Here is a 1306-nt window from a genome sequence, read left to right as displayed (position 1 = left end):
GGACCTGCGACCTCTAGACTATACGCCCATCTTGTGTTAGCATAGGGGCAAAGGAGGAAAAAGTGAAAAAGGCCAAATCCTTACCACCCCAGGTGAAGTTCCAGATAGCCCTGGAAGTGCTCAAGGGCGAGAAGAGTGCGGTGGAGATCGCTCGGGCGTATGGCCTTCATCCCAATACCGTCTACAAGTACCGGGATGAGCTTTTGAGCAAGGGGGCTTCTCTCTTCTCCGACGATGCCCAGGAGAAGGAGTACGAGAGGAGGATCCGGGAGCTGGAGCAGCTCATCGGCAAAAAAGAGGTGGAGATCGCCCTCCTAAAAAACTTCCTAGGGCAGGGGAGGTAGCCAAGATGCCCCTAGGGGAGCGCATCGCCTTGGCCAGGCAAGCCCTGGCCCAAGGGCTGGCTCCCCTGCCCAGGATTCTGAGCGCTTTGGACATCCCCCGGGCCACCTGGTACTACTACGGGCGGCAGAAGGTGGAGGCGGACCGGCGGCGGCGGGAGGCGGATGAGAGGGCCGTGGCCTTGATGCGGGAGATTCTGGGGGAGCACCCCCAGTACGGATACCGCCGGCTGGCGCAGGAGCTCCGGCGCCGGGGGGTGGTCATCAACGAGAAGCGCATCCGCCGGCTGCTCAACGAGTTCCACCTGGCCTTGGGGCGCAGGGTTCGCAAGCCCAAACCCAACCCCCTTTTGGAGATCGTCCTTATGGCTGGGGATCGGGCTGACCTAAGGGCCCTCCTGTTGCGGGAGCGGGAACCGCAGCCCTTTGAGCTCTTATACACCGACTTCACCCTCATTCCCTACCGGGGGGGCAGGGTATGGTTCCTGCCCATATTGGACCACGCCACGAGGGCGGTACTGGCCTGGGGGGTGTTTCCCTCTCCCACGGCGGAGGCAGCTCTGGAGGTGTGGGAGCGGGCCAAGGCCTACATCCAAGAGAGGGGAGGGATACCCCGGGCCATCGTCCACCACGACCAGGGGGGAGCCTTTTTGAGCCACGAGTGGGTAGGACAGCTTTTGCTGGCGGATGGCCAGGGGGTTTCCTACAGCCTGATGGGGCCACGGGGGAACCCGGTGATGGAGTCGTTTTTCTCGCGGTTCAAAGGGGAGAACCGGGACCTCTTCTTGGAGGCAAAGGACCTGACGGAGCTGAAGGGGGTGATAGGGGAAAGGCTGCGATACTACCATGAGGAAAGGCTCCACTCGGGGCTAGGGTACAGGACACCCAGGGAGGTCCTGGGAGAGGCTTTTGGGGGTTCACATGCAAGAAAGGAGCATGGTGTACAAAGTTAGGGGCGCAAATCA

General features: G+C 61.6%; 2 protein-coding genes. Both read left to right on the top strand.

Going from position 1 to position 1306, the window contains the following annotated elements; all coding sequences use genetic code 11:
* The first annotated feature begins 62 nt into the window (after positions 1-62).
* Positions 63-344: a transposase gene (locus tag DK874_RS11615; RefSeq protein ID WP_114314175.1), complete on the top strand. Its 282-nt coding sequence runs from the start codon at positions 63-65 to the stop codon at positions 342-344.
* 5 nt (positions 345-349) lie between these two features.
* Positions 350-1294 carry an IS3 family transposase gene (locus tag DK874_RS11610; RefSeq protein ID WP_114314174.1) on the top strand — a complete coding sequence of 315 codons (945 nt, stop codon included), beginning with the start codon at positions 350-352 and terminating at the stop codon, positions 1292-1294.
* Positions 1295-1306: the final 12 nt, after the last annotated feature.

The sequence above is a fragment of the Thermus caldifontis genome (assembly GCF_003336745.1).
GTDB classification, from domain to species: Bacteria; Deinococcota; Deinococci; order Deinococcales; family Thermaceae; genus Thermus; species Thermus caldifontis.
Note: the sequence above shows the minus strand (reverse complement) of the source record. Positions and strands in the feature narration are given on the sequence as shown.